General features: G+C 62.7%; 25 protein-coding genes. 12 read left to right on the top strand and 13 right to left on the bottom strand.

The genetic code is table 11. The annotated features are described in order from the left end of the window. The first annotated feature begins 92 nt into the window (after window positions 1-92). The 10 genes from BLT26_RS13755 to BLT26_RS13710 all read left to right on the top strand — a co-directional run bounded on the left by BLT26_RS13755 (window position 93) and on the right by BLT26_RS13710 (window position 7,697). Entirely contained in the window at window positions 93-803 is a 711-nt protein-coding gene (locus BLT26_RS13755; RefSeq protein WP_091515600.1) for a hypothetical protein, read from the top strand. Between the two features lie 269 nt (window positions 804-1,072). Further along, a complete protein-coding gene (locus tag BLT26_RS13750) occupies window positions 1,073-1,399 on the top strand; it encodes a hypothetical protein (RefSeq protein WP_091515596.1) in 327 nt (108 codons plus the stop codon). Window positions 1,400-1,497: 98 nt separating this feature from the next. Next, entirely contained in the window at window positions 1,498-2,322 is an 825-nt protein-coding gene (locus tag BLT26_RS13745; protein ID WP_175453125.1) for a DUF5694 domain-containing protein, read from the top strand. A gap of 24 nt (window positions 2,323-2,346) precedes the next feature. Continuing rightward, entirely contained in the window at window positions 2,347-2,682 is a 336-nt protein-coding gene (locus BLT26_RS13740; protein WP_091515591.1) for a hypothetical protein, read from the top strand. A gap of 168 nt (window positions 2,683-2,850) precedes the next feature. After that, window positions 2,851-4,398 carry a protein kinase domain-containing protein gene (locus BLT26_RS13735; protein ID WP_091515588.1) on the top strand — a complete coding sequence of 516 codons (1,548 nt, stop codon included), beginning with the start codon at window positions 2,851-2,853 and terminating at the stop codon, window positions 4,396-4,398. Window positions 4,399-4,554: 156 nt separating this feature from the next. Beyond that, window positions 4,555-4,761, top strand: a complete 207-nt coding sequence (locus BLT26_RS13730; protein ID WP_217631447.1) for a YgaP family membrane protein — start codon at window positions 4,555-4,557, stop codon at window positions 4,759-4,761. 197 nt (window positions 4,762-4,958) lie between these two features. Further along, window positions 4,959-5,576, top strand: coding sequence for an esterase/lipase family protein (locus BLT26_RS13725; RefSeq protein WP_091515587.1), 618 nt, complete (start codon window positions 4,959-4,961; stop codon window positions 5,574-5,576). A gap of 276 nt (window positions 5,577-5,852) precedes the next feature. Next, a complete protein-coding gene (locus tag BLT26_RS13720) occupies window positions 5,853-6,683 on the top strand; it encodes an ATP-grasp domain-containing protein (RefSeq protein WP_091515579.1) in 831 nt (276 codons plus the stop codon). Between the two features lie 76 nt (window positions 6,684-6,759). Continuing rightward, complete coding sequence (locus tag BLT26_RS13715; RefSeq protein WP_091515578.1) at window positions 6,760-7,218, top strand: hypothetical protein; 459 nt, start codon at window positions 6,760-6,762, stop codon at window positions 7,216-7,218. Beyond that, complete coding sequence (locus BLT26_RS13710) at window positions 7,215-7,697, top strand: hypothetical protein (protein ID WP_091515577.1); 483 nt, start codon at window positions 7,215-7,217, stop codon at window positions 7,695-7,697. The genes BLT26_RS13715 and BLT26_RS13710 overlap by 4 nt, the downstream gene beginning before the upstream one ends. A 64-nt stretch (window positions 7,698-7,761) precedes the next feature. On the opposite strand, the gene BLT26_RS13705 is transcribed toward BLT26_RS13710, so the two are convergent. The 8 genes from BLT26_RS13705 to BLT26_RS13670 form a co-directional block, all read right to left on the bottom strand. Continuing rightward, window positions 7,762-8,538, bottom strand: a complete 777-nt coding sequence (locus BLT26_RS13705) for a TerC family protein (RefSeq protein WP_091515575.1) — start codon at window positions 8,536-8,538, stop codon at window positions 7,762-7,764. 104 nt (window positions 8,539-8,642) lie between these two features. Next, a complete protein-coding gene (locus BLT26_RS13700; RefSeq protein ID WP_091515572.1) occupies window positions 8,643-9,032 on the bottom strand; it encodes a SpoIIAA family protein in 390 nt (129 codons plus the stop codon). A 168-nt stretch (window positions 9,033-9,200) separates the two neighbouring features. Further along, window positions 9,201-9,506 carry a hypothetical protein gene (locus BLT26_RS13695; RefSeq protein WP_091515569.1) on the bottom strand — a complete coding sequence of 102 codons (306 nt, stop codon included), beginning with the start codon at window positions 9,504-9,506 and terminating at the stop codon, window positions 9,201-9,203. 262 nt (window positions 9,507-9,768) lie between these two features. Then, window positions 9,769-10,167: a VOC family protein gene (locus tag BLT26_RS13690; RefSeq protein ID WP_091515928.1), complete on the bottom strand. Its 399-nt coding sequence runs from the start codon at window positions 10,165-10,167 to the stop codon at window positions 9,769-9,771. A gap of 44 nt (window positions 10,168-10,211) precedes the next feature. After that, complete coding sequence (locus BLT26_RS13685) at window positions 10,212-10,514, bottom strand: putative signal transducing protein (protein ID WP_091515565.1); 303 nt, start codon at window positions 10,512-10,514, stop codon at window positions 10,212-10,214. A gap of 66 nt (window positions 10,515-10,580) precedes the next feature. Further along, window positions 10,581-12,089 carry an aldehyde dehydrogenase gene (locus tag BLT26_RS13680; protein WP_091515562.1) on the bottom strand — a complete coding sequence of 503 codons (1,509 nt, stop codon included), beginning with the start codon at window positions 12,087-12,089 and terminating at the stop codon, window positions 10,581-10,583. 335 nt (window positions 12,090-12,424) lie between these two features. Beyond that, window positions 12,425-12,952, bottom strand: a complete 528-nt coding sequence (locus BLT26_RS13675) for an asparaginase (protein ID WP_091515558.1) — start codon at window positions 12,950-12,952, stop codon at window positions 12,425-12,427. A 327-nt stretch (window positions 12,953-13,279) separates the two neighbouring features. Continuing rightward, entirely contained in the window at window positions 13,280-13,942 is a 663-nt protein-coding gene (locus BLT26_RS13670; RefSeq protein ID WP_091515555.1) for a fumarylacetoacetate hydrolase family protein, read from the bottom strand. A 149-nt stretch (window positions 13,943-14,091) separates the two neighbouring features. Between BLT26_RS13670 and serA the strand changes: the two genes are divergently transcribed. After that, window positions 14,092-15,324: a phosphoglycerate dehydrogenase gene (gene serA, locus BLT26_RS13665; RefSeq protein WP_091515551.1), complete on the top strand. Its 1,233-nt coding sequence runs from the start codon at window positions 14,092-14,094 to the stop codon at window positions 15,322-15,324. Between the two features lie 272 nt (window positions 15,325-15,596). Further along, window positions 15,597-16,505 carry an EamA family transporter RarD gene (gene rarD, locus BLT26_RS13660; RefSeq protein ID WP_091515547.1) on the top strand — a complete coding sequence of 303 codons (909 nt, stop codon included), beginning with the start codon at window positions 15,597-15,599 and terminating at the stop codon, window positions 16,503-16,505. A 29-nt stretch (window positions 16,506-16,534) separates the two neighbouring features. Here the strand turns inward: rarD and BLT26_RS13655 are convergent, their stop codons facing one another. From BLT26_RS13655 to hisH, 5 genes are all read right to left on the bottom strand, one after another. Then, window positions 16,535-17,164 (bottom strand): hypothetical protein, encoded by a 630-nt coding sequence (locus BLT26_RS13655; RefSeq protein WP_091515543.1) that lies wholly within the window; start codon window positions 17,162-17,164, stop codon window positions 16,535-16,537. Between the two features lie 54 nt (window positions 17,165-17,218). After that, window positions 17,219-18,193: an alpha/beta hydrolase gene (locus BLT26_RS13650; RefSeq protein WP_091515540.1), complete on the bottom strand. Its 975-nt coding sequence runs from the start codon at window positions 18,191-18,193 to the stop codon at window positions 17,219-17,221. Window positions 18,194-18,393: 200 nt separating this feature from the next. Beyond that, window positions 18,394-19,152, bottom strand: coding sequence for an imidazole glycerol phosphate synthase subunit HisF (gene hisF, locus BLT26_RS13645; protein WP_091515536.1), 759 nt, complete (start codon window positions 19,150-19,152; stop codon window positions 18,394-18,396). Between the two features lie 19 nt (window positions 19,153-19,171). Then, window positions 19,172-19,903, bottom strand: a complete 732-nt coding sequence (gene hisA / locus BLT26_RS13640; protein ID WP_091515533.1) for a 1-(5-phosphoribosyl)-5-[(5-phosphoribosylamino)methylideneamino]imidazole-4-carboxamide isomerase — start codon at window positions 19,901-19,903, stop codon at window positions 19,172-19,174. Window positions 19,904-20,026: 123 nt separating this feature from the next. Then, complete coding sequence (gene hisH / locus BLT26_RS13635; protein WP_091515529.1) at window positions 20,027-20,689, bottom strand: imidazole glycerol phosphate synthase subunit HisH; 663 nt, start codon at window positions 20,687-20,689, stop codon at window positions 20,027-20,029. Between the last annotated feature and the right edge of the window lie 45 nt (window positions 20,690-20,734).

Genomic DNA, 20,734 nt, shown 5'->3' with positions numbered 1-20,734 from the left:
GACAGGCCTGTACGGCCGATGACCAAGATATTGCAACGCAGGTACCCAAGCCGCGTACCGTAACAGCGACCAATAATAAGGAAGTTAAAGGGATGACAACCGAGAGTAAGCGCTCGCTCGCGAATTTATTGCTTTCCTTGCTGGTCGTGCCCCTGGCCATCCATATCGCGTTTAGCGGAAACTCAGAGGATTTCCTGCAGGACATTTTCCTTTTCGCAGGCATCCCCCTGATCATCGGTAACCGTGCGGTCAAGAGAATTTTCCCGCTGGTGCCCCTGGATCCGGAAGCCTTCTCAATCAATGGCCTGGAAGAGAATAGAATCTACCAGCCGTGCCGTAACCTTGCACCGAAGATCATAGCCATTTTTCCTATCGCCTTCGGGCTGGTTTTCTCTATCCACGGCTACCAGGGCGGCTCGGCTATCCTGACCGTGTTCGGTACTGTTTTGCTTTTGCTGGGAATCTGGACCCTGTTTGGCAAGGTCAGCCGGTTTATCGACCTGGACAACAAGACCGTGATAAAGCGCGGACAGTGGCTCTGGTTTCGCTGGGAAGAGGAAGTGGCTCTTGCCCGGTTCGAGCGGATCACTATCGTGCGCTATTCCAGCGGCCGAAACAGCAATATACCCTCCTTTGCGGTAAATCTGGCAGAGAAAACCTCCCGTGATGGCGCCACAGGCTTTAACCTGAATATGAACCTGGCCAACTTCACCGGTGCCGGCCTTTACGAGCGTGCACGGCGTTATGGGCAGCGGTGCGCAGATCTCACCGGGGTTCCATTTGTGGACAGGGAAGAGTTTTGAGCCGGGGCCCGCAACAATCAGCCTGCGGGACTCCGCCGAATGACGACCGCCCCGTCGCCTTACCGCTTTCCGCGCTGTTGGCAATCTGTCTTTAAGCCGGGATGCATGACAGGGTGCAATAACACTCCCTGTACTAGTTACACTATCACCGGTAAATTTACCGGGCCCGACAAGAACATCCCCGGGCGCCGGGCTATCAACCCCGTCTTTCGGACTGCCGCAAGCAACACAAAGCAACACAGTCCTTCACTTGGCAAAAAAGGATTCCCATGGAAAGTTACGAAACCAACAGCAGGGAGCAGATCGCGGAGTTGCAGGCTCTCACCGCGCCATTCGCAGTATCGTTGAGGCGCCGTGTCGCCATGTGGGCAATCCGCTGGGCGATCGGCTTCGGCTTGATCGCACTCGCAGTGCAGCAATGGCCGTCAGCCACCTGGCTGTGGTGGGCAGGCGCGGCAGTAGCGGGGCTTTCCCTGGTCAGCATGCTGGCGATGCATGTGATATTGCTGCGCAGGACCGCCGGCCTGCAGGAAAAACTGGAAGGCCTGGATCGCATGGTAGAGGAAGCGGAAAACGAGACACGGCAGGAGCAGTGAGCCAGCCGGGCGCATCCATTGATGCAACTGGACACGTCCAATACTCAGTGACCCGCTGAGTATCGCCAGTTTATGACCTACCACAGACGAGGATAATGATGAAAAGAAAAACCCTGTTGCTCACCACTGCGCTTCTTGTTTCATTCAGTTTAACAGCCCGCGCCAGCAATCCCGCTCCCGAGCCGATGGATCCGCAGCCCGCTAAAGTAATGCTGTTCGGCGTATTTCACTTCGAGAATCCCGGGCTGGACCATATCAAGGCCGACAAGATCAATGTCCTTACCGAGGAAAGCCAGGCCTACCTCGAAAAGCTTACCGGACGCCTGGGAGCCCTGTCGCCCACCCACGTCCTGCTCGAATGCGAGCCGGCGGACCAGGCCCACTACGATCGTCTGTATGCCGACTATCGGGCGGGAGAGCATCAGCTGAACACCAACGAAAACCAGCAGCTGGGTTTCCGCATAGCGGCCAGTGCCGGGCTGGACCAGGTAACCTGCTACGACGAGCAGGAAGTTTCCTGGCAACCGCAGCCACTGTTCAAGTATATGGAGCAGCACGCCACCGACCGCAAGCAACGTGTCGAGAAGGAGATCAGCCGCATTACCGCGCTGATTGAGCAGCGCCACAGCACCCTCTCATTGCGGCGCCTGTTGCAGCTGACCAACGACCCCGCCGAAGACCAGGTTAATATTAATCTCTACATGGCCACCAACGACATCGGGGCCGGGGACGGTTTCGCGGGCGCTGATGCCGCCGCCAGCTGGTGGCACCGCAACCTGCGAATGTATGCCAACATCCAGGCAGTGGCGCAACCGGGGTCCCGGGTCATCGCGATCGGCGGCCAGGGACACACCGCCCTGCTGAAAACCCTCATCGCGGCGGACAGTGCGCGCGAGGCCTGGGACATCACCGAACACCTGTAATCGATTCCCGCCGCGGAGGAAGCCATGCGCCACCCAGTGACACCGGACGGACGCTATTTTGTCGTCCGGGGCCGGCTGTGGCGCATGAGCAACCCGCAACTCCCGGAAACGCAACGCGAGGAACTGACCCGCGAGCTGATGCGCCACCGCTCGGCGGTGGGTCGTGCCACCAGGGCCGGTGACAAGACCGGCGAGAAAGACGCCCGACAGGGCGTGCACAGGGCCAAGGTGGCCCTGGGCGAACGTGGCCCGGTGTGGTGGAAGGACGGTGCGCCCGACTACAACCGCCACCTGGTAAAAAATACGCCCTACGCCGACTGGTACGACAAGCTCGCCGCCGACGCCCGGAACAAAGATTAACCCACTCCATCATGCAAAATGGCCGACGCGCCTTTGTTCGCGAGTCACGTGCGGACGTTTGTAAAGCCGGCGACACTCGGCTATCTAATCTAGCGGGTATCGACACCGCGCCCCGCCCTGCTTTTCCCGGCCAGTTCCTGGCGCGACTTTCGAAAAGATCAGGCGTATATGAATTCTGCCGACATTCACATACCGGGCTACACCATCCATACCGCCATCGGCCATGGCGGTATGGCGTCTGTGTACCTCGCCACCCAGGAATCCCTGAACCGCAAGGTGGCGGTCAAAGTATTGCGCAACACCAGCGAGCCTGAGGTAGCCGAACGCTTCATCAACGAGGCGCGCTTTATTGCCGGACTGAACAGCCCTCACGTCATTACCATTTACGATATTTCAACGCTCGAGAATGGCGACTGCTACATCGCCATGGAATTTGCCGGAGGCGGGGACCTGGCTGAAACTGCTGCCCGGCCCTCAGACTCCATTGCAATCCTCCGGCTGGTGCGCCAGGTAGCGGAGGGGCTGGCGGTGGTGCACGAGAACGAAATCATTCACCGGGATGTAAAGCCGAGCAATATCCTGTTCCGCGACGACGGCACCGCGGTGCTGACTGACTTCGGAGTCGCCAAGGATGTCGCTGCAGACTCTGACCTGACCCAGTCCGGACTGAGCCTGGGAAGCCCCTCTTACAGTAGTCCGGAACAGGCACAATGCCTGCCCATCGATGGAACCACGGACATCTACAGCCTGGGTGTGGTGCTCCTGGAACTGCTGCTCGGCTACAACCCCTTCCGTGGGGACAGCCATACCAGCACGGCGCTGAACCATATCCAGCTGCCGCCGCCCCGGTTACCACCAGAAATCGACTTCCTGTCGCCACTACTCAATAGAATGCTGGCCAAACTGCCCGGCGAGAGGTACCAGTCTTGTCGCGAGCTGCTCGAGGAAATCGACCGGCTGCTGGCAAGCGAGGCTCACATTTCGTGCGCGGAGGTCCCACCGCCCGATCGCCGCAGACAAACCTCGTCTCGGCGGGCAAAGCTTATACCGACCGCACTGGCAACCGGCGGGATACTGGCAGCTGCCTATTTCGGTTTCTTTTATAAAACGGAGACAGAAAGGGAAATTGAGAGACTACTGACTCAGGCCCAGGCGAGCATGCAGTCCGGTCGCTACCTGGCGCCGGAAGACAACAACGCCCGCGACTTCTACCGCAAAGTGTTGCAGCTGGACAGCACCAACCTGGAGGCCATGCTGGGCCTGAAAACGGCAGAACAGAAGCAACTGGATGCCTATCTCGCGCAGGGTACACGGGCGCTGCAGAAGGGCAGGCTGCGCCTGCCGGAGGAGGACAATGCCTTGCACTATTTCCGCCAGGCCCTTGCTCTGGATGCCGATAATACGCGCGCCCGTACCGGTATCTCGCAAATCATCGCTGAATATATCCGCCTGGCGCGCGCCGAGATGGATGAGAGTGACTATGAGGACGCCCACCGCTATGTGCACAGCGGCCTGGGCATTGCACCGGACAACGAAGCGTTGCTGTCGCTCAGCACCCGATTGGAAGAGGAGAAGGCACGAGCCGAGCAGCTGGCCCGCATGCGGGAAGTGCGACGAGAAACACCGCGCAAGCCAAAGGAGAATCCCCCAACCGTGAGGACATATATCCGCAACGTGCTGGACAAGGTGCGCACCACGCTTACCGGGGATCGATGACAGGGTGGGGACGCCACCGCGCAGGCAACGACTTTGCTTCCTCCTGACCTGGATCAATTTCCCGAAAGCCGTCGCAGGCTATAGATACACCCGGTGTGGGCCGCTCACCAGGCCGCCCACCAACAAATCCGCAACGGACCTTTTTGGGGGTATCTCATGGAAATCCAGAAAAACGTGGGCACACTTGACCGCCTGGTACGGCTAGCGCTGGCCGCGGTAATTGCGGCGCTCTACTTCACCGGCACCATCAGCGGTATGACTGCCGCCGTACTGGGCCTGGTCGCGGTCATCTTTATCCTGACCGGTGCCCTGCGCTGGTGCCCGCTATACCGCCTGTTCGGCCTGCGCACCTGCGGGAGGTGATTTTTCCTTCCGGCTGGGAGTGGCGGCAACAAAGGTAATCGACCGCTCCCCGCAGGTTTCGGCCCCGGCCCGGCCGCGCTAAGCTTGGGACTCAGCCACCCGCTTGCGGAGGTCGCCGTGGGGCCCGGTCCCTATTCCATTCCCTCGTTCATCCCGGATATTTCCTGTTCTCACCCCCGCAAGGCGAGGGGGCAGGCATGAAGGGGATGAGCAACCTGGTGCTGCTGGTACCCGGCATCTTCGATCTCGGCTACTCCATGAAGCGCATGAAGGCGTCCCTGGATGCGGCCGGTTTTTCGGCCCACTACATTCACCTGGAGTACAACTCGGGCTGGTATGGCATGGAGTTCCTGTCGCACCAGCTGAAAAGCCAGGCCGAGGCGCTGGTGGAGCCGGAGCAGAGTTTCGCCCTGGTCGGTTTCAGCATGGGCGGCATCGTGGCGCGCCACTACCTGCAGCACCTGGGCGGGCTGGAGCACGTACACAAGTTCATCTCCATGGCCAGCCCGCACTTTGGTAGCCTGTGGGCCAACTGCCTGCCCTACCGCGGCGGCCGCCAGCTGGGCGTGGGCAGCAGTTTCCTGGCCAGGATGAACGAGGATGTGCACAGCCTCGCCGCTGTCGAGCCGGTCTCCATCTGGACCCGCTACGACATCACCATAGTGCCCCACAGCAGCGCCCTCCTGCCGCTCGGGACCAGCTACGAGGTACCGGTCGCCCTGCACCGCTGGGTGCCGCTGGACCGGCGCGTGATATCCATTGTCACCGAAGAACTCAGTCCCTTCCGCCAGCGGGAAATTTCCAGTTCGCAATAGTTTTTCCGCACCACAGTGGGACAGTAGTTCGCAACAGGCAGACTTTTAGCCGCTCTGCCCTCTCCGCCGTGCCTCGCTTGGCGAAAAACATTCCGCTGCCGGCCAATACCCGTTCCAGTTCAAATATTTTGACCACTGCCGATATTTTTTGGGCCTTGTACGGCAACTCCGGCGGGCTTTTTAATCTGCTTGACGGCCCTCCCGAGCTGGATTAAAAACGCGCCTCGTTTTTACCCCCGCCCAGGCTCCCGCCGGGCTTCCTGTAGTCGAAACAAGATGTCGTGGGTCTCTTTTAACGTTTTCCGCACCCTGGGCTTTGCCGACACGCTGCAGCTGAAACCGGACGAGGTGTTCCGGCAGCGCGATGCCATTGCCGCTGCCGACTGGGTGCTGTTTCCCGAGTACTGGCAACTGAACGCCCTGACCTATGGGCTGGGTGCGCGGGTTTTCCCGAGCGAGGCCAGCTACCGACTGGGCCATAACAAGATCGAGATGACCCGCGCCTTCGAAGTGGTGGCGCCGGCCAACGCACCCTGCACGCGCATCCTGGCCAACACACCCGAAAATGCCGCCCGGTTGTGGGAGGAGATGGATCACCCCTTCGTGGCGAAGCTGCCCAAGGCGTCCCAGGGCAACGGCGTCTGGCTGATCGACTCCCGCGAGGACTGGCGCGAGTACGTCAGCCGCACCGATGTGCTCTACGTGCAGGAACACCTGCCCATCGACAGGGATATCCGCATCGTGATTGTGGGCGACCAGGTGCTGGCCGCCTACTGGCGGTTACAGGCGGCACAGGGCTTCTACAACAATGTGGCCAAGGGGGGCTTCGTGGACCGCAGCCCGGTGCCCCAGGCAGCCATCGACCTGGCGCTACACCTGGCACGGACGCTCGGCATCAACCATGCGGGTTTTGATATCGCCATGGTGGGCGGGCACCCTTACGTAATCGAGTTCAACCGGCTGTTCGGCAACCAGGGTATCGAGGGCGGCGATGCCGCGCTGCGGGGCGCGATTGTGGATTACCTGCTGAAGCACTCCACCCCCACCGGGCCGAATTTCCCCAACCGCCCGGCGCCGACCGGCGGCAGGCTGCGGCGCGTGGCCTGAAGCGATCTCCCGGAAAAATTTTTCGGCAGCGGCGCATACTGCTATAAAGGGCACTTTCGCAAGGACGGAGGGAGTCATGCCAGCAGCGCTTACTGATACAAAATCAGGATCGGGCTTACTGGCCTACGCGCTTCTGCTCGCGGTAGCACCGGCTACCGCGAAGCCAGCTTCGATCGATCCCTTCACCTCTGACGGCTGCAGCCTGTTCCCGGACGGTACTGTGGAGAAACCGGAACTCTGGCTGGAGTGCTGTCGCACCCACGACCTGGCCTATTGGCACGGTGGCACCTACGCTGAGCGGCTGCAGGCAGACCGGGCACTTGAAGCCTGCGTCACCGATGCCGGCGAACCCGATATCGCGCTTATGATGCTGGCCGGCGTGCGCGTAGGCGGCTCCGCCTTCCTGCCTACGTCATTCCGCTGGGGCTACGGCTGGCCCTACCTGCGTGGCTACCAGCCACTCACTGATAGCGAGCGCAGGTTGGTAGAGGCCGCGCTGGCGAAACAGGCTCGTGGCAAGGGAGAAGACCAATGAGCGAGCAACCCTATATCGAGAGTCGCGGAGCGCAGAAGGATTTCCTGTATCCATTCTTCCTGTTCCACATGGGCGTCTTCGGTGGAATCGCTTTTTACCAGGCCTACTTCAGCAATGAACCATCTTTCAGCGTAATCTATGTTTTTGGCGGCTTCGGGATTTATTGTTACCTCTTGTTTTACAAGTTGATCTTCGGCCGCGATGCTGTGCGCTGGATGTTTATCAACGCGGCCCTTGGCATCTGGGGCATTTACAACGAACTCGGCCTGCTGCTGGGATTTACCGGCCGCTCACTGGCCGACTACAGCGTGGTTCACCACCTGGTCCCGTTCACCTATTACGTGCTGTATACATTTCTTTTGCGCCAGGCGGTGATAGACCTCTGCGGCGCGCGCAACGATGAAGCCCGGCGCAGGCGCGTGGAACACGCCTATATCGCCATCTCACTGCTGGTGTACACCGCACTGTACTTTTTATAAAAAACAGCCGGAAAAAGCCGGCCGCTAAAAGAAAAGGCGGCCCGCGGGCCGCCTTTCGCTGTCACTATCGGTCGCCGGGGGGCGCCCCCTCCACAGCTTCTTCCGTGTAGGGCTTGTGCAACTCCACCGGCTCGGCCCGCTTCTTGCGCAGGCGCAGGTTGAGCATCTCCACCGCCACCGAGAAGGCCATGGCAAAGTAGATATAACCCTTGGGCACATGCACCTCGAAGCCTTCCAGGATCAGGGTAAAGCCCACCAGGATGAGGAAGGACAGGGCCAGCATCTTCACGGTCGGGTGCCGATCGACAAAGTCCCCGATCGGCCTGGCCGCCACCAGCATCACGATCACTGCCAGGATAATCGCCACCGCCATAATGGAAATCTGGTCCACCAGGCCCACGGCGGTGATCACCGAGTCGAGTGAGAAGACGATATCCAGGATGGCGATCTGCACCAGCACCATGCCGAAGCTCGACACCACATGCGTATTGCCGCTGCCCTCGAGGCCCTCCAGGCTCTGGTGAATCTCATGGGTGGCCTTGAACAGCAGGAACAGGCCGCCGCCCACAAGGATGACATCCCGCCCGGAAATCTCGTGCCCAAATACGCTGAACCAGGGCTCCACCAGTCCCATGATCCAGACGATGGAAAACAACAGCGCCAGCCGCGTGATCATCGCCAGGGCCAGGCCGATAAAGCGCGCCGACTCGCGCCGGTCTTCCGGCAGGCGCCCCACGAGGATGGAGATAAAGATAATGTTGTCGATCCCGAGGACGATCTCCAGTGCCGCCAACGTTGCCAGCGCCACCCAGGCCTCGGGGCTTGCCACCCACTCAAACATGCAAAGCTTCCTTTTGCCGCAGTTTTTGTTCTGAGCGGGACATTCTACGGCAGGCCCGGCAGGGATGAAATCTGCAGCGCGAGCTGCCTGTCATTGATTGGCCGTTACTCGGCTTCGCCGGTGAGCCAGGCCATGGCGGCGTGCTCATCCTCGAAAAAGCGCGCCTCACCGCCGATAAACCAGCCACCGACCCGTGTGGCCAGCTCCTGCCAGCGCTCGTGCCCCACCATGGCAATGCGATTGAACTGGCGGCCGTGCTTCAGCCCCAGCTTGAGGTCGTCCCAGGCCGCCCGGGCCTCCCAGCCCTCCAGCTCCCTGGCGTCGAAGAACACATTGATCTTGGGGTTCCTGATACCGGCGAGCGCCGACTCGAGGATCGGCACCATGGTCTCGTAATCCTTGTGGGTCAGCTTGCCGCGCACGTGCAAGGACAGGAAGAGCTCGTCGTCGGTACGCTCGAGACCCACCGAGAGGCCGTGTCGCTGAATCGTCATAAGTACCTCCGTCAGCCGTATTGATATTTATTTCAGGTCCCCCTTTATAGACCAGGGAACGCATCGGGAGGCTAACAGACAGGGAAAGAGAAGTTGAACACAGGTAACGGGAGGGGGAGAAAAAGGGGGCCGACATAGCGGGCCCGGCAGGGCCCGCGTTACGGGATCTCAGTGGCTGAGGATTTCGACAATCTCACGGCTGTGGTGCATCAGGCGCACCAGCTCGCCCTCGATGCTGATGGTGACGATGCCGTGGCGATCCACCGGCTTCACAATTACACCGTGCTCGTAGATGTCGTGCTCGAGCACGTGGCCCACCTGCAGCTTTTTCTTCCAGCCAGGGGGAAGCTCACCGCCGTTCTCGACTTTTTTCTGGAGGCCTGGCGGGAGGTCGCCATTCGGCTTGGCGAGGGCGCCGGAAGCACCGGCGGCAACCGCGATGCCGAGCACCGCTGCAATCATGGTCTTGTACATACTGCTTTCCTCTCTGTGGAAATATTGCGCTCGCTTGCTGGCACGACCCGCACACTGCCAGCGGGTCTCCGTGCCAGCGAGCCGGTCCCTGTCGCGATCATCCTTTCCATAAGCCTTTCATCCGGACACCCAAGCTAACGAACTGCCCGGCGAACTTCTGTGCCACACGTCGCGCCCTCGCCGTGGCCTGTTCGATCATTTGCCGACACTGGGCGGTGGCTCAGGTACAAGGTTCGCGCGCGCGGGCTGAATGCGGCCTGAATCAGGCGCCGATCTCGTCGTAACCGCGCCCACGGAACTCCAGCAGGCAGAAGCCATGGCCGAAGGGGTCCGCCAGGCCCGCGATTGCGCCCCAGTTATTGACCCGGACCGGGGACTCGAGTTTCGCCCCGGCGGCGACCGCCCGTTCCACCGCAGCCTCCACGTCATCCACCACCATATCCAGGTGCACCGGCGTCCAGTGGCGCTCGTAGCTGCGTGCCTGGTCACCCGCAGTCCGCGAACCCGGCGACTTCTCCAGCAGGTAGAGGGGGGAACTGCCACCCAGCATTTCCACACCGTCGTCGCCCAGCCGGCGGCCGACGGTAAGCCCCAGACCCTCCCGGTAGAAGGCAATCGCGCGCTCAAGATCGTCCACGTCGATATTGACCAGAAACTGCAAAATCAATCCTCGCTCAGCCTGTTCACTCACTGCGCCGGCCGCGCCTAGGCCGGCCGCGCCTGCCCACAGTGCCAGCAGTAATCGAACGCGGCGCCGTTGCGCTCGCCGCAGGCGGGGCAGGGCCACTCGACGCCGTCCGCGTCATCCTCCTGCAGTAACTGGAGGGCCCGCTCGTAATCCCGGTCCCGCTCGACCCACAGCTCCGGCCACGCCTGGTGCGGCGCCAGCTCGCCGGTGGCGCCCTGGGCAAACTCGTTTTTCAGGAACACGGCTAAGCCGGCTGTCTCCAGCTTGCTTTTTGCCAGCTCCACCAGCAGGCGGTTTTCGTGGGTGTAGACAAGTTTCATAAATAAAAAAGGGCCGCTATTGCGGCCCCAAGATATGGACAAACAGGATATTTTAAAAGCGGAAAATCAGGAAATGTCGATCCATGTGGACTTCAGTTCACAGTATTTATCGAGCGCGTGCAGCGACTTGTCGCGGCCGTTGCCGGACTGCTTGAAGCCGCCGAAGGGCACGGTGATGTCGCCGCCGAAGTAGTTGTTGATCCACACGGAGCCGGCGCGCATGTCGCGGGCCACGCGGTGTGCGCGGCTGATATTCTGGGTCCAGACCGCCGCGGCCAAGCCGTAGATGGAGTCGTTGGCGATCTGCACCGCTTCCTCCTCGCTCTCGAACTCGATCGCCACCAGCACCGGGCCGAAGATCTCCTCACGGGCTACGGTCATGTCGTTGGTGACATTGCGGAATACGGTGGGCTGGTAATAGTGGCCGCCCTCGACCGCGTCCGCGGCGGCGCCGCCACAGACCACCTGGGCGCCTTCCTCTTTACCTTTCGAGACGTAGTGCTCGACGGTGTCGAACTGGTTTCTGTCGATCAGCGCACCCATGACGGTGGCCGGATCCTGCGGGTGGCCCGGCTTGAAGCGGGCACTGGCCTTCTTCACCTTCTCGATAAATTCACCGGCGATGGACTTCTCCACCAGCAGGCGGGTGCCGGCGGTGCAGGTCTCACCCTGGTTGTAGAAGACGGCGAGAGCCGCGGCCTCGGCAGCCTTGTCCAGGTCCGCATCGGCGAACACGATGTTGGGGCTCTTGCCACCCAGCTCGAGGAAAGTGCGTTTCAGGTTCGACTGGCCGGAGTACTCGGTCAGGGTCTTGCCCACCTCGGTGGAACCGGTAAAGGTCAGGCAATCGATATCCATGTGCAGGCCCAGCGCCTTGCCCAGGCTGCTGCCCGGCCCCGGCAGCACGTTCAGCACGCCGTCCGGCAGGCCGGCCTCTTTCGCCAGGCCGGCCAGTTTGATAGCGGTCAGCGGGGTGTTGGAGGCGGGCTTGAGGATCACGCTGTTGCCGGTGGCGAGCGCCGGGCCCAGTTTCCAGCAGGTGGTGGACAGGGGGAAGTTCCACGGCACGATGGCGGCCACCACCCCCAGGGGCATGCGCTGGATCAGCGCCAGGTCATTCGGGCCGGTCGGCGCCACCTCGTCGTAGATCTTGTCCACCGCCTCGCCGCTCCAGCGGATGGTGGTCACCGCGCCGGGCACGTCCACGTTGATGGTGTCGCTGATGGGCTTGCCGGCGTCCAGGCTCTCCAGCAGCGCGATCTCGTTCAGGTTCGCCTCGATCAGCTCGGCGAAGCGCACCATGATTTTCTTGCGCTCCATCGGCGGCATCTGCGACCAGATCCCGGATTCGAAGGTCTTGCGCGCCACCTTAACGGCCAGGTCGGCATCGTCCGGCCCACAGCTGGCCACCTGCACCAGCTCGCGGCCGTCCGCCGGGCTCACGGTGGGGCGGGTCTCGCCGGAGAGGGCGTCCACATACTCGCCGTTGATAAAGGCGCGGCCCTCGATGGTGAGGCTGTCGGCATAGGCCAGCCACTCTTCCCGGGTTTGCGGAGTCTTATTCTGTTCTGCCATGGCGCACCTCTCATTGGTTGGCACTGGTTGAAGCGCAATATTTGAATGATTATTCAGTTTATACTGAAAATGTGATCACAAATCAAAGGGTCTGTATTGTAACGCGCAGATGCCCCCGGTGCGAAGCCGGTGGCGAGAACAGGTTGAGTGTAGAAGGGCGCACGCTGTAGGAGCGGCCCATGGCCGCGATCAGCCGGGCCGCACAATGCGAGCTGGGAAAAGGCACAGCCCGTAGGAGCCTGCCTTGCAGGCGAACAACCACGGGCCTCGCACCACTCCTATTCGCCTGCAGGGCAGGCTCCTACGCGGAAGGAAGACTGGGGAGATGGTAGATCTCAGCCCACCGCCTCGAAGGTGCCCTCATCGCGGTTCTTGCGCACGCCGGGAACGGCAAATACCCGGTTGTGGAAGGCGATGTAGAACCCGGGCTGCAGCAGGCGGGCGGCCAGCAGGGCCTCGGTGACATTCTGGCGCGCGTCGGAGTCGATAAAGCCCATCGGCTTCATGGCGCCGGTGAATACCACCGGTACCGGCGGCGTGCCCATTTTCTTAAAGCAGAATTCGGCGGTGTCCGCCATGGTGTCGGTGCCGTGCAGGATCACGATAGGGTCGCCCTGCTGCGAGGTGCGCTCCACCGCCTCGGCGATCAGCGCCCGGTCCTTGTCATCCATGTCCAGCGAGTCCTTGTTCACCACACTCTCAAGTTCCAGGTGGGTGTAGGGCAGGCGCAGGCTGGAGATCAGGCCCTCGCGAATGATGGAGGCGCGGTTCTTGAGGGTGCCCTCCTCCTCGCTGTAACTCTTCTCGATGGTGCCGCCGGTGGTGAGGATGCGGACGGTGGTGATGGGGTTGAGGTCGGTCATCGCGCCTTTCTCTCTGCTGGTGCTATCTGCTGGTCCACAGGTGCCTTGTGGGCAATGCGGTAAGAGTAGGTGACCGGGAGGTTTCCCCGGCCGGCGGCATCATAGTGCCGCGGGTGCGCCGGGACAATATCCCCCGCATCGACGGAGTGCCCGTAGGAGCGGCCCATGGCCGCGATCGCCCCTGCCCGGCGCCAGGGCGAGGGCACAGCCCCCCGTAGGAGCCTGCTTGCAGGCGAACAACCACCGGCCTCCCCCAACCCTCCGGAGTCGCCTGCAAGCAGGCTCCTACGAAAGGAGGTAGCCTCGGTGATCCGCGGCGGCCGTGGATCAGGCGACGGAGGTCTCCACCCGCAGCCAGTCTTCCTCCAGCTGCATCTCCAGCCGGTCGCCGCTGATCAGCGCGCCCACCCCGGCCGGGGTGCCGGTGAGCACCACGTCGCCCGGCTGCAGGGTGAAATGGCTGCTGATATAGGCCACCAGGTCCAGGACCGGGGTCAGCATATGGCTGGTCTTGCCACGCTGGCGCAGCTCGCCGTTCAGCCACAGGGAGTAAGTCAGCCCGTCCCAGTCCGGCAGCCAGTCCAGCTTCACGAACGGCGACAGGGGACAGGCACCGTCGAAGGCCTTGGCCTTCTCCCACGGGTGGCCGGCCTTCTTCAGTTCTGCCTGCAGGTCGCGCAGGGTCAGGTCCAGCGCCAGGCCCAGGCCGGCGATAGCGGGCGGCACGTCAGCGGGGTTGGCGTTGGTCAGCGTGTCGCCCACCAGCAGCGCCAGCTCGCCCTCGAAGTGGCAGCTGCCGCGCCCCGGCGGCAGGTGGATGGGCGCCTCGAAGGGCACCGCCGCCGTGGCCGGCTTGATAAACAGCAACGGCTCCTCGGGCACGGCATTGTCCAGCTCGGCGGCGTGAGCGGCGTAGTTGCGCCCGACACACACTATCTTGCCGGGGCTGAGGTCGGTTCCGGTACCGCAGGTAAACCGGTGTTGATACATAACTACCCTCTATCGCTCTTATCTATAGTTAGGATGAGTATTTCGTATAAAGCTTTCCGGGCCGCTTGTGGTATGATCGCGCCCTCGCCGGACTCCCGGTTTCGCAGATTCCATCTCCTAACCCGTTGCCCATAGTCAAGAGAGTGTATATGGCTCCGCAAACATCTTTGCAAAAGGACAAGATTCGTATTCTGTTGCTTGAAGGCGTGCACCAGTCGGCCGTCGACGTGCTGGCCTCGCGCGGCTACACCAACGTGGAGTATCTCAAGACTTCGCTGCCGGAAGACGAGCTGATCGAGAAGATCGCCGATGCCCACTTTATCGGTATTCGCTCGCGCACGCAGCTGACCCGCAAGGTGCTGGAGCAGGCTCCAAAACTGATCGCCATCGGCTGTTTCTGCATCGGCACCAACCAGGTGGACCTGCAGGCCGCCACCGAGCTGGGCATCGCGGTGTTCAACGCACCCTACTCCAACACCCGCAGCGTGGCAGAGCTGATCATCGCCGAGACCATCCTGACCCTGCGCGGCATCCCGGAGAAGAACGCCGTCTGCCACCGCGGCGGCTGGCTCAAGTCGGCCAAGGGCTCCTTCGAGGCCCGCGGCAAGACCCTGGGTATCGTCGGCTACGGCGCCATCGGCTCACAGCTGTCGGTGATGGCCGAGGCACTGGGCATGCGCGTGATTTTCTTCGACGTGATCACCAAGCTGCCGCTGGGCAACGCGATGCAGGTGAACTCCCTGGACGAGCTGCTGGCCCAGGCCGACGTGGTGACCCTGCACGTGCCGGAGCTGCCGTCCACCAGGATGATGATCGGCGCCGAACAGCTTGAGCGCATGAAGCCCGGCGCCATCCTGCTGAATGCCTCCCGCGGCACGGTGGTGGATATCGATGCCCTGGCCGAGGTCCTGAAGAGCGGCCACCTGGCCGGCGCCGCCATCGATGTATTCCCGGTGGAGCCGCGCGGCAACGAGGACGAGTTCCAGTCGCCCCTGCGCGGTATCGACAACGCCCTGCTCACGCCGCATATCGGCGGCTCCACCATGGAGGCGCAGGAGAATATCGGCATCGAGGTGGCGGAAAAGCTGGCGATCTACTCCGACAACGGCACCACCACCAGCTCGGTCAACTTCCCCGAGGTGGCCCTGCCCGGGCATCCCGGCGTGCACCGCCTGCTGCATATCCACAAGAACGTGCCGGGCGTACTGGGTGCCATCAACCAGGTGTTCTCGGACAATGCCATCAACATCTCGGCGCAGTTCCTGCAGACTAACGAGACCCTGGGCTATGTGGTAATCGACGTGGATGCCGAGTACTCCGACCTGGCGCTGGAGAAGATCAAGGACATCCCCGCCACCCTGCGCTGCCGCGTACTCTTCTGAAGTGATCCGGGGGCCTGGGGCCCCCGTCCCCCGCCGGCCGGCCTTTCCCCGGGTGAAAAATGCCCCGGATGACTTCGGCGGCACAGTCCGGTTAGAATCCGCGGCACCCGGGCGGGGCGCCCTGCCTTACGCAGCCATCTCACCCCCACCCGACCCGACTCTCGCGTGACCCGGCCACAAGCCGGCTCCGCCACCCCGTGCCGGGCTGTCCCACACCAGGCGCAGCCCTGAGCCAACTGAGCAGCCCTGAGCCCATTTGAGAGAGCCACCCAGTGCCCGATAGAGATTCCGCCGCAGCCGGCCTGCTCGCCGGTGTTTCCGCCTTCCTCCTCTGGGGGATAGCCCCGCTGTACTTCAAGCTGCTGGACGGGATTTCCGCCGCGGAGATCCTCGCCCACCGCAGCATCTGGGCCCTGGCGCTGGCGCTGGTGATCCTGGCACTGATCGGCAAGCTGCCCGATTTCCGCGCCACCCTGCGCGACCGCAAGCGCATGCGCACGCTGGCGCTGTCCACCCTGCTGATCGGCAGCAACTGGCTGGTATTCATCTGGGCGGTAACCAGCAACCACCTGCTGTCCGCCAGCCTGGGCTACTACATCAACCCGCTGGTGAATGTGCTGCTGGGCGTGCTGTTCATGGGCGAGCGGCTGCGGCCGCTGCAGTGGCTGGCGGTGTCGCTGGCGGTAATCGGCATCGGCCACGAGCTGTGGCAGTTCGGGGAGCTGCCGGTAGTGGCGCTGTTCCTGGCGCTGTCATTCGGCTTCTATGGCCTGGTGCGCAAGCGCGCGCCGGTGGAGAGCCTCACCGGGCTGGCCGTGGAGACCCTGTTCATGCTCCCCATCGCCCTGGCTTTCCTCGCCTGGACCACCAGCCCCACCAGCAACCTGCTCACCAACAGCTGGGAGCTGAACGGCCTGTTGCTGCTGGCCGGCCCGGTGACCCTGATGCCGCTGCTGCTGTTCAACATCGCCGCGCGCCGCCTGAACCTGTCCACGGTCGGCTTCCTGCAGTACCTGGCACCGACGCTGATGCTGGTGATCGCCACGCAGCTGTTCGGTGAACCCTTCGACGAGACCAAGCTGGTGACCTTCGCCTTCGTGTGGTGCGGCCTTATGCTCTACTCCACCGACGCCCTGGCACAGCGCCACAAGGAGCGGGCGCTGCGGCGCGCGGCGATCTAATAGGGAGTTGTCGCGGCCATGGGCCGCTCCTACAGGGTGCCCTCGGCCTGGCCGTAAGTGGCCAGGTATTCGCCGGGGATTTTCACTTCCGCAAAGCCGCCGGCAAAGGCCGTGATGATCACCGCCGACAGCACCAGGCCGGCCACGCACATCCCGTAACCCACCCGGTCCCGCACTGCCGTATCAAGGCGGTTGCGCAACAGCCAGTGGGCGGCGCAGGCCAGGTGGGCGAAGATGGCGGCCACCGCCAGGAAGTAATAGGGCAGGAAGAACAGCGAGTAGGGAAACACGTGCATGCCCGCGGCGGCGTAGAAGAAGTTGGTATCCAGCCCCAGCAGCCCCCGCCCGAACAACACCGCGCTCACGTGCACCAGCAGGAAGAACGCCAGGTAGCAGCCCGAGATGGCCTGCAGCCGGTCGAAGAAATCGTGGCGCTCGCCGAAGCGGCGGATCACGAAGTAGAGCCCCGAGCACACCTGGAAAAGCACACAGCCGACCAGCAGTGCCTCCACCAGCGGTAACCGGTACACCCGCCGCAGGTTTTCCATCAACTGGATATGGGCTTCGACACCGGCCACGGCAGCTCCGTGGTTGGCGATATGGAAAAGCGCGAACAGGGCGATGATGACCGCAGAACTGCGGTGCAGGGTGTGCAACATGGGAACTCCTTTTCCCTCACTTCTTGAATCTTTTGCCTGGCCCGGGCCCGGCGATCAGCGCATCAACCAGTCATCCAGCGCCGACAGGATCTGGTGCCGGTAGGGCTGGGTCTCGTTGATCATCTGGTGGCGGGCGCCGCGGATAATGACCCGCTTGCTGTTGGGGAAGCGGTCGCGGATGGCGCGCATGTTGTAGCGCCAGGACACCGTCTCGTCGCCGGTGCCCTGGATCACCAGGATCCGCTTGTGGTTGACCGCGGTCCTGGGGAAGGTCTTCAGCCAGTCCACCATGGCCGCCAGCCAGCGCATGGACATCACCGGCGACTGCAGCGGGTCGCGGTGGGCCTGGCGGCGCGCGAACTCGGCGTCGTGGGTATTGATATTGAAGCCGCGGTTGGGAGCCACCATGAAGAAGCGCCCCAGGTAGAACATCCACTTGCGCACATGCCAGCGCGCCGGGCGCACCAGTGGGGCCAGCAGCATCACCTTATCGAACGGCTGCCAGCGGCTGTACTGCATATAGGCCAGCAGTGCCGCACCGCCGGTACTCTGGCCCATGGCATGCCAGGGCCCCGGCAGGCGGTCGCGGGCAATATGCAGCAGCGCGCCCAGCACCTGGCGGTACTGCAGGAAGGAGTCGATCGCCACGCGCTCCCCGCTCGACAGGCCATGGCCGGGGAAATCGAAGATCACCACGTTAAAGCCGCGCTCCAGCCCGAAGCGGATGGCCGCGCCGTAAATTCCCGTGTGGTCAAAATAGCCGTGACAGATAAACAGCGTGCCTTTCGGCTTTTCCAGCAGCCAGTACTGGGCCACCAGCTGGAACCCGGCCACATCGAAAGTGCCGACACCGGTCTTGCTCGCCTGGGGAAAATTCAGCTGGTAGAAATTGCGGTATTCCTGCAGGGCGGGCAGCAGCTCGCAGCCACTGAAGTCCAGCGGCGCCAGCTTGTTGCGCAATGCCGAGAAGTCCGGGCGAGTGAAGACCGGACTGTGCTCAACGGCGGAGAATTCCTGCAGTAGATCCATGAGTCCATGTTACTGCATTTTGGCGGCTTGGGAATCCTGGTACCCGCCGTTTCCGCCCCTCCCGTAGGAGCGGCCGTTGGCCGCGACCCGGCGCAAGCCGTCGAAAACCCAGGAGCGGCCGCTGGCCGCGACGCAATTAGTTCTAGCGAAATTGTAGGAGCGGCCCATGGCCGCGATACTGCGGTACCAGATAATGCGGACTACAACCGCATCTCAATCCCCGCGTCCTGCATATACTGCTTCGCCTCGGCGATGGTGTACTCGCCGAAATGGAAGATGCTGGCCGCCAGTACCGCGTCAGCGCCGCCCTCGAGTACGCCGTCGGCCAGGTGCTGTAAATTTCCCACGCCGCCGGACGCGATCACCGGTACCGGCACCGCGTCGGACACCGCGCGGGTGAGCGCCAGGTCGAAACCGTTCTTGGTGCCGTCGCGATCCATGCTGGTGAGCAGGATTTCCCCGGCGCCCATGTCGGCCATTTTCTTCGCCCACTCCACCGCGTCGATGCCGGTGGGCTTGCGGCCGCCGTGGGTGAAGATCTCCCACTTGCCGTCACCTACCTGCTTGGCATCGATGGCCACCACGATGCACTGGCGGCCGAAGCGCTCGGCCGCCTCGCGCACGAACTCGGGGTTTTTCACCGCGGCGGAATTGATGGCCGTCTTGTCGGCGCCGGCATTCAGCAGGTTGCGGATATCCTGCAGGGTGCGCACACCCCCACCGACGGTCAGCGGGATAAATACCTGCGCGGCCATCTGCTCCACGGTGTGCAGGGTGGTGTCGCGCTCCTCGTGGGTGGCGGTGATGTCGAGGAAGGTGATCTCGTCCGCGCCCGCCTCGTTGTAGCGCCGGGCGATCTCCACCGGGTCGCCGGCATCGCGGATATCGACAAAGTTCACGCCCTTGACCACGCGCCCGGCGTCCACGTCCAGGCAGGGGATGATGCGTTTGGCCAGCATATCTTTTTACCTTCGCCCCTTACTTGCCCCACTCGTCGCAGAGTTTCTGCGCCTCGCCCAGGTCCAGCTTGTCTTCGTAGATGGCGCGGCCGGTGATGGCCCCGTAGATATCGCCGGCCTCCAGCAGCTCGCGGATATCGTCGATGGAGCTGACCCCGCCCGAGGCGATGATGGGCACCCGCACCGCGCGCGCCAGCTCCACGGTAGCGGGCACGTTGACGCCCTGCATCATGCCGTCGCGGGCGATGTCGGTGTAGACGATGGCGCTCACACCGCAGTCCTCGAAGCGCTTGGCCATCTCGGTGGCCTGCTGGTCGGACACCTCGGCCCAGCCCTCGGTGGCCACCAGGCCGTCCTTCGCGTCCAGGCCCACGATGATGTGGCCCTCGAACTCGCGGCAGGCCTCGCGCACCAGTTCCGGGTTCTTCACCGCGGCGGTGCCGATAATGGCCCAGGTAACGCCCGCATCCAGGTAGCGCTCGATGGTCTTGAGGTCGCGGATACCGCCGCCGATTTGCACCGGCAGGTCGGGGAAGGCCTTCGCGATGGCATTCACCGCCTCGCCGTTGACCGGGTTGCCGGCAAAGGCACCGTTCAGGTCCACCAGGTGCAGGCGGCGCGCGCCCTGGTCCACCCAGTGCTGCGCGGTGGCCAGCGGGTCGTCGGAGAATACCGTGGCGTCTTCCATCTCGCCCTGGCGCAGGCGCACGCACTGGCCGTCTTTCAAGTCGATCGCGGGAATTACAATCATGTTCGGTCTTTCTGTCGGCGGTGAATCAAAATATGCGTTCGTTGTAGGAGCGGCCGCTGGCCGCGATAGCGGTTCACAGAAACCACCGGGGTGGTCGCGGCCAGCGGCCGCTCCTACGGGTAATTAAGCTTTACCGTCCCAGCCGGTGAAATTCTTCAGCAGCTGCAGGCCGTTATCGGCGCTCTTCTCCGGGTGGAACTGGGTGGCGAAGATATTGCTCCGCGCCACAGCGGCGGCCAGGGATACGCCGTATTCGGACTGCCCGGCCAGGTCCGGATTATTTTCCGCTGGTACATAGAAACTGTGGACGAAATAGAAACGGCTGCCGTCCCCGATGCCATTCCACAGCGGATGGTCCTGCTTCTGCCACACCTGGTTCCAGCCCATATGCGGGACTTTTAACCTTGAGCCGCGGGCGCCAACCGGTTCTTTCTCCATCAGGTCATTGCCGAAAAATTTTACCGGCTCCGGGAAGATGCCCAGGCAGTCGACGCCGTTGTTCTCCTCGCTGTGGCGCATCATGATCTGCATGCCCACACAGATTCCCAGCACCGGCAGGCCGGAGTCGATGGCGTCTTTCAACAGCGGCGCGAAGCCGGCGTCGGTGAAGCCGGCCATGCAGTCGCGGATGGCGCCCACGCCGGGTACCAGCAGCCGGTCGGCTCCCTCGGCCTGGGCAGGCTCGCTGGCCAGCACCACCTCGTCGCCCGACGCCACCTTCTGCAGCGCGCTGGCCACCGAGTGCAGGTTGCCCATGCCGTAGTCGAGTACTGCGATTTTCTGCACCTATCTATCCCCTGCTGCCTCTCCTGGTCCCTCTCCGGTCGCGCG

It is taken from the genome of Microbulbifer yueqingensis, assembly GCF_900100355.1.
Classification (GTDB): Bacteria; Pseudomonadota; Gammaproteobacteria; order Pseudomonadales; family Cellvibrionaceae; genus Microbulbifer; species Microbulbifer yueqingensis.
Note: the sequence above shows the minus strand (reverse complement) of the source record. Positions and strands in the feature narration are given on the sequence as shown.